At 32.3% G+C, this 7,593-nt stretch carries 8 protein-coding genes; 2 read left to right on the forward strand and 6 right to left on the reverse strand.

From position 1 onward, the window contains the following. Nucleotides 1–602 (forward strand): precorrin-8X methylmutase (locus tag SVN78_06740; protein ID MDY6821301.1); only part of this gene is annotated, 602 nt, incomplete at its 5' end. Nucleotides 603–606: 4 nt separating this feature from the next. On the opposite strand, the gene SVN78_06745 is transcribed toward SVN78_06740, so the two are convergent. From SVN78_06745 to ald, 6 genes are all read right to left on the reverse strand, one after another. Further along, nucleotides 607–1,377 (reverse strand): DUF169 domain-containing protein, encoded by a 771-nt coding sequence (locus SVN78_06745; GenBank protein MDY6821302.1) that lies wholly within the window; start codon nt 1,375–1,377, stop codon nt 607–609. Nucleotides 1,378–1,917: 540 nt separating this feature from the next. After that, the gene (locus SVN78_06750) at nt 1,918–2,136 is read right to left on the reverse strand and encodes a sulfurtransferase TusA family protein (GenBank protein ID MDY6821303.1); all 219 of its coding nucleotides are present in this window, start codon (nt 2,134–2,136) and stop codon (nt 1,918–1,920) included. Between the two features lie 17 nt (nt 2,137–2,153). Then, nucleotides 2,154–3,041: an NAD(P)H-hydrate dehydratase gene (locus tag SVN78_06755; GenBank protein MDY6821304.1), complete on the reverse strand. Its 888-nt coding sequence runs from the start codon at nt 3,039–3,041 to the stop codon at nt 2,154–2,156. Continuing rightward, nucleotides 3,035–3,574, reverse strand: a complete 540-nt coding sequence (locus SVN78_06760; protein MDY6821305.1) for a DUF3343 domain-containing protein — start codon at nt 3,572–3,574, stop codon at nt 3,035–3,037. The genes SVN78_06755 and SVN78_06760 overlap by 7 nt, the downstream gene beginning before the upstream one ends. Beyond that, nucleotides 3,571–4,638: a YedE family putative selenium transporter gene (yedE, locus tag SVN78_06765; protein ID MDY6821306.1), complete on the reverse strand. Its 1,068-nt coding sequence runs from the start codon at nt 4,636–4,638 to the stop codon at nt 3,571–3,573. The genes SVN78_06760 and yedE overlap by 4 nt, the downstream gene beginning before the upstream one ends. A 92-nt stretch (nt 4,639–4,730) precedes the next feature. Beyond that, nucleotides 4,731–5,849 (reverse strand): alanine dehydrogenase, encoded by a 1,119-nt coding sequence (gene ald / locus SVN78_06770; GenBank protein MDY6821307.1) that lies wholly within the window; start codon nt 5,847–5,849, stop codon nt 4,731–4,733. Between the two features lie 296 nt (nt 5,850–6,145). Here ald and SVN78_06775 point away from each other — a divergent pair. Continuing rightward, nucleotides 6,146–7,593: C69 family dipeptidase (locus tag SVN78_06775; GenBank protein MDY6821308.1), on the forward strand; the 1,448-nt coding region annotated here is incomplete at its 3' end.

The raw sequence follows: 7,593 nt of genomic DNA on the forward strand, positions 1-7,593 counted from the left end.
ATAAGAGTTTCGAAATAATAGAAAAAAATGTCAATTTAGCACACTTTAATGAAAGTGAAAAACTTATAATAAAAAAACTCATACATACAACAGGGGATTATCAATTCGCTGATATAACAATTATATCAAAAAGTGCTATTGAAGTAGGCATTAGAGCAATTAGTGAGAATTTGCCCATTGTATGCGATACTATGATGGTTAAGTCAGGTATCACTTCAAAATATTTAAAGAATACCTCTTGCAAAGTCTATTCTTTTATTCATTATAAAAATATTATTAGGAAAGCAAATAAAATGGGTTCAACAAGGGCAGAAGCTGCTATAGATTTTTCTTCAAATAAATTTAAAAATGCAATCTATGTTATTGGTAATGCCCCTACTGCACTTATTAGGCTTCTTGATCTATATGACGAGAATAAAGTTCAACCATCTTTAATTATTGCATTTCCTGTTGGATTTGTTTCTGCAGCCGAAGCTAAAGATATACTTGCCCGTTATAAGAATCTAGCCTTTATAACAAATAAGGGTCCTAAAGGTGGTAGCGCTTGTGCTGCAACTGTTATGAACGGCCTATTAACCCTATTTCATAAAAGCGGATCTTAAAACCTTAACTTTCAAGATGCTCCATTAATTTATCAAAATCTGGTGGAAATAGAGGCTGATACATTAAGAATGATGTTGTTGGGTATCTCATACCTGCTTTATGGGTCTCTACAAGCCCCTCTAGTATATTATCTATGTAATTAGTTGGAATTGCAAAAGCAATCTCATCATCCTGGGTCTGAGCTAATGCTCTGTCACCGCCACCAGCTATGATTATCTGGGGTTTTCCTGTCAAGGTTGGTACAGTTATCTCAAAACCACAAGCAAAGCCACCAAAACTAGCAGCATCTACTGATTCTCCAGTAGCATAAACAACACTCTGCGTAAGTCTTGAGATTTGGGCAGGATTTCCATAAAAAATTACAACATGGGGTTCAAACTCCATCTTATGGATTGGGGCTAAAAGAATTTTATCAAATTTACCGTTTTCCAGCCTTGGAATATTTTTTGCCATTTTTGCTCTTGTCTCTTTATTTTTAACCCAAAAGGGTATATTAAAATCACCTTCCAAAAATCTTTCCTTTACAGGTACAAAGCCTAATGTAATAGAGCCAAGGGGACACAACATATCTTCTTGAGTCATAGCTATAGTCCATCCATACTTCCTTGCAATTGAGACACCCTGGCATAGGGGCATTTTTATTTTGAAATCCTTCTTAGGCATTCTTACCTTTTCAGGGAGCTCTTCACTTGAGGTTAGCAATCTAACACCAACGGGAAAGCACTGAGGTCTTAAATACTTATCAAAAACCTGCATTACCTTTTTTACATCCATTTGCAACCTCTCTCTAATAATATATTAAGGAAACCAATAACCTTTAAGCTATCTTTTTTAAATATCTAACATTATTATATTTAATCTATAATTGGAGTCAAGTAAATAATTCCTTTATTTTATTAAATTGAAATATATATTTCAATAGCCTTCCTATATTCTATCCCACGAAGCACTAGTTTCATTGGGATTCATTATATATCTTAGAATATTTTTATACCTATATCCTATATATAAATTAGTTATGATAAGATTAATAATTAGTTTAAGATATAAATTGTTTTATATTCATACATACATTAAACCATATTATCCAAAATATTTTTTATATTAACTCTATCCTAATGGCGCTAAACCTGGGCTATATTCAAATATAATACCTAATCCTGACAAGACTTTTCAAATAGATGCCTTTTTGATATTTACATAATTAAATACGAAAATTAATTTATCGTCTAAATATAACTTAAATTTATATAACCTTAATAAACATATAGATTTGTTAACAATTAATATTATTAATAATTTATTGACAGTTTTTTATTTCTTTGGGACTAATGTTAATCTGTATTCATCATCACCTACCTGTTCAATTGTAACTTCATAGTTGTTGTGCTTTGCAATCCTCATAACATTTTCTTTTGAGGTTTCTGTTTCAACTAATACGCTTAATACTTCATTAGGGTTTTCATCCATAGCTTTCTTTGTTTTTACAACTGGTATTGGGCAACTAAAGCCCCTTGCATCAACCTCCTTCATAAAATACCCCTATACTATTAATTTTTTAATTTTAAATTTATATTATTTATCTTTTGTAAATAATCATCAAATATTTTATTAAAAATACTTATTAACTCAATAATCCTTGTTGAGACATCTGCCTTTATATATTGGCCTGCTAAACGATTTATTTTTGCTGCAATAACTGAAGCTTCACATGTATCTAAAGGAGCATCTAACAAAGCTGACACAAGCCCCGTTATTGTATCCCCTGTACCTCCAATAGCTTCAAGTTCAGGGATATTAGGCTCATCAATCTTCTCTGCTATAACACCATTACACACAATATAGTCAGTTTTGCCCTTTACAAGTAAATATTTAGGAGCGTTATTATATTTATAGGCATCTTCTACAAGTTTTTCTATATCGCTATTTTGAATAAAGAGATGTTTCTTTATATAAGCAGGGTGCACAGCTTCTTTATCAGCTAAGAAACATATTTCACTCGTATCTGGGGTAAAAAGTTCAAATTTTTGAGCTAACCCCGCTGCTTTTGCTGCATACATTGATGATGCATCAGCAACTAATTTTATATTTAATCTATTTTTATCTATAACCTCAATTAATTTTCTAACTAACCCCATAATAGGTAAACAGTAGTGTAAAGCTAGTACATCTGGCTTTAAGCTATCAATATTTTTTATCAAATAATTATAAATTTTTTTTGTACCATCACCATAGCCAATATCACCAGCAATTAATACATAAGGCTTTGGGTTTTTCAAATAGTTACTAACCTTATTTGCAGCAGCTATCATTGTTGTTGTCCCTTGTGATATAGGTATTTTATAATCCTTTAAAAGCATATAATCTTTATCAATTTCGGCTACATCATATATTAAAGGAAACTCTTTTATTGGAATTGTTCCAGCTATAATTAACACTTTTTCTCCTTATAAAAGATTTTTAAGCATTCTTCATAAGCCCTATCAAGCATAAGCGCACAAAGGGTTAATCCCAATTCCTTTGGCCTTTTCACTTCATCTATTTTTTTACCTACCAATTGAAGATTAAGGTATGGTATATCAGGGCAACCCCCACCTGAGGTGTTTAAGATAACCCCACTATTTTTATCTATAGTCATTTTCATATTCCCTGCCTTTACCATAACAGCACTTCCAAAATCCACAACCTTAACAATATCTAAAAGTTCAGAGCCACTTTCTAATGATTTAATTTCAAGAAAGTTAATTTTTTTATCTTTTAATAAATTTTCTATTCCCAGCAACTCTACAATATTAAATGCAATAGATAGGTCACAACCCTTTCTAAGATCAGGTGGTGGAGCTACTAATTTTATATTATAGCCATATCTTTTTAATAGCTTTTCAGTCTTAACTGCATCTTCAACCTTTTCAAAGAGAATTAAGCCACTTTGTTTTTCTTTTTCATTCTTTTTACTTTTAAAAAATCTCATTTGTTCTCTTCAATAAAGATAAACCCAATAAATATACAAAAAATAACACCAATAATTACTGCAATTGGACCATAACTACTTACTCCTTTACCACTCGATGCTAGTAAAAAATTGTGTGATATAGAAGCGCCAGTTATCATACCTAAAACAGTTATACCTGCATCACTATCCCCCTCGCCTGATAAAATAGTCTGCCTAAAAGGGCAGCCTCCCAACAGTGTAGCACATAGTCCTACTAATAATAGTCCTCCAAAATTCCACAGATGATTCATATGTGCTGCAGGTTGATTAGTAAAGCCAACATGATATAAACCACTTTGAAAATAACCATAAAACAGATTAGCCAATAATAAACCAACAAAAAAGGATGCAACGCCTGAAAAAAGATAGAAATCTCTTACCAAGAATATATCCCTCCAGGCACCAGCAAAGCACATCCTACTTCTTTGGCCAATATAGCCTATTATTAGACCAGCAAATATTGAAACTATAAAAGGAGCATGCATTGCACCTGCCCCTTTTAAACTAAAGTGCAAAAATACAGGTTTAAATATGTATAAAATAACAAAAAAGATCATTAAAAGAGGGATAGCCCAACCAGTAATATTAGGTAATCTGTTGGACCTGCCTAAATTAAAACCTTTTTTAATAAATGTTAGACCTATTAATATGCCTGTTATTAAGCCAAACAGCCCAATTAAGGCATTTAAGTCACCACCTGCTAATCTTATAATATCCCTTGTTGGGCAACCTAGAAACACTAAAGCCCCAACAACCATAAACAAACCCAAAAAAAACCTGATAATTGTTGATGAACCACCCCTTGGTCTAAACTCCTTTAAAAACATCGAAGTCAAGAAAGAACCAAGGATAATACCTAAAATTTCAGGTCTTAAATATTGAACTGCAGAAACATTATGCAGTCCAATTGAACCAGCAATATCTCTATAAAAACAAGCAATACATAAACCCATATTTAGAGGATTGCCAAGTTTTGTCAATGTTGAGGCTAGTATTCCAAATATTAAACCACCTATAATTATAAAATATTTCTTTGAAAGCATACTAAACCCCTATAAATATTTTGATATATATTTTTAGATATTATAGAAAAAAAGTCAATTTATAGTTGTTATAATATAATTAAGTATTTTTATTATGCTATTATTATGTCATTTAAAGGCGTGTAGTCCATATTTAGACTATCAGCTACAGCCTCATAGGTTATTTTACCGTTATAAATATTAACACCTTTTGCAATTTCTGAATTTTCCTTTACTGCTTTTTCTAAACCTTTATTAGCAATCTGCAAGCCGTACTTAAGAGTTGAGGTTGTAAGAGCTTGCGTTGAAGTTCTAGCAACTGCTCCAGGCAAGTTTGCAACACAAAAGTGTACAATATCATCCACTACAAATGATGGATTATCATAGGTAGTTGGTCTTGAGGTCTCTATACACCCACCTTGATCAATGGCAACATCAACCAATACTGCTCCTCTTTTCATTTTAGCAAGATCATCTCGTTTTATCAATTTCGGAGCTTTTGCCCCGTGTATAAGAACAGCTCCAACAACAAGATCACTCTCTGTTAATATTTTATCAATATTTGCAGTATTACTATATAGAGTGTTAATAGAACCGCCAAATATATCATCAAGATAGGCTAGTTGATCCATATTAATATCTAATATTGAAACTTGTGCGCCTAAGCCAACTGCTATTTTTGCAGCATTAGTTCCAACTGTGCCACCTCCAATAATGGTAACCCTACCTTTCTCAACACCAGGAATACCACCTAATAAAACACCTCGACCTTTATAAAAACATTCAATGTATTTTGAGCCCTCTATAACACTTAATTTTCCTGCTATTTCACTCATAGGTCTAAGTAGTGGAAGTTGCCCATCACTCCTCTCAATTGTCTCATAAGCAACTGCTTTTATACCTAATTCAAGTAGTGCTTCAGTTAATTCTTTATCTGCTGCAAGGTGCAAAAAGGTAAACAAGATTTGACCTTTATGAAATAGTTTATATTCCTCTGGTTGCGGTTCTTTTACTTTTACAATCATGTCACTTATTTCATATATTTTATTTCTATCCTTTACAATTGAAGCACCAGCACTAATATATTCTTCATTTGTAAAGCCTGCTATTAAGCCAGCATCTTCTTCTATATAAACCTTATTACCATCTTTAATATAAGCCTTTACACAATCAGGTGTTAAACCTACCCTATATTCATGTACTTTAATCTCTTTTGGGCAACCTAATATCATAAATACCTCCTAATTATTACAATAAAACATTTTAATTTTTTCATTTACTTAAATTATATCATTTAGAAAATAATATTCAATCACAGTAAAAAAAGCTAATTGTATACTAAATAAATATATTAAGTATAATTGCGAAAATTAGTAAACTTTATGTTAAGTAAGATATCTATTTTTATTGATTATATCTCTTAGTAAAGCCTTATTATAAGTATTTATTTTATTTTGACAATATTGCAAAATTATGTTATAAATATAATCAATAATATTTTTATTATTTATGCTAATTGAGGTTTATTATGAAAAATTTTACTTCCCTTATTTTTATTATTTTTTTTATTACTTACTCTTTAAAAGCCCAATCATTTGATGAAACATATGATAGCTGCACTACAATCTCAGTTGGAAAAGAAGCTACACAAAATGGAGCAACTATTATAACCCACAATGATGATTCCAGTGTTGCTGATTTTAGACTATGGATAATTCCTGAGGCTGATTGGCCAGAAAATGCTAGAAGAGATATTGTGTTATATTCACATGACTACGTAGACTATGGTAAAAATCCACCTGTATATCCAGAAGTTGATCCTTCAGGTGAACCTGTGGCAAGGGTTGTAGGTTCTATGCCCCAAGTAAAACACACTTACAGGTATTTACACTCACGATATTCCTTTATGAATGAAAAGGGTGTAGCAATGGGTGAAACAACTATCACAATTGATACATCAAATGATTATGGTAAAGAGGTAGAAAGGGTTATGATCGATGAAAGCGAGGGAATAATTGATTGCTGGTTTGCTCAAGATATTGCATTAGAAAGGGCATCATCAGCTAAAGAGGCTGTTGAAATAATTGGTGATTTATTAAATAAATACCAGTGGCACAAACAACCAGGCGAATGCATAAATATAACAGATGGCAACGAAGTATGGATTATGGAAATATATGGAAGAGATATATGGGTAGCATTCAAATTGCCAGACAACGCTGTATTTGTTAGTGCTAATCGTGCACGAATTAATGAAATAAATCTGTCAGATGAAGAAAATGTTTTATACTCTCCTAACTTAATATCTTTTGCTGTTAGACAAGGCTGGTACGATGAGAAATCAGGGGAACCATTTAGGCCAGCTGCTATATATTGCCCAAATAATACAATATATAGCACAAGAAGGGAATGGCGTGTATTTGATCTTGTTGCTCCTTCTCTAAATTTATCAACCCATGAAACTGAGTATCCCCTATATGTAATACCCGATTACCCATTAACAGTAAGCGATATTTTTAAGATCACAGGTGATTACTATGAGGGAACTGAGTATGACCTCTCGGCAGGACTGGCAGGTGGTCCATGGGGCAACCCTATTAGAGGTAGTGGCTTTGAAAGGGCTATTGGGATTCACAGAACTTGTTATGTGCAAATCTCAGAGGTTAAAGATTGGCTACCTGATCCAATTAAAGGGATTAGCTGGTTTGGGTACGGTCATCCTGCTACAACGTATTTGACACCTTTGTGGGCAAAAATGCAAAAGTTGCCAGACTTTTATCAGACAGGATCTCGATATGAGCCATTTAATCCAAATTCTGGTTGGTGGATTAATATATATGTACAAACTATTGCAAATTTATCTTGGGAGAATGTTTTAAATGATATTCGCGAATTTAGAGATCCTTTAATGACAGCTCAATTTATTGAAACTGAAGAAATACAAAATCGTGCTGCAACAATTTATAAAGAATCACC

The sequence above is a fragment of the Deferribacterota bacterium genome (assembly GCA_034189185.1).
GTDB lineage: Bacteria > Chrysiogenota > Deferribacteres > Deferribacterales > UBA228 > UBA228.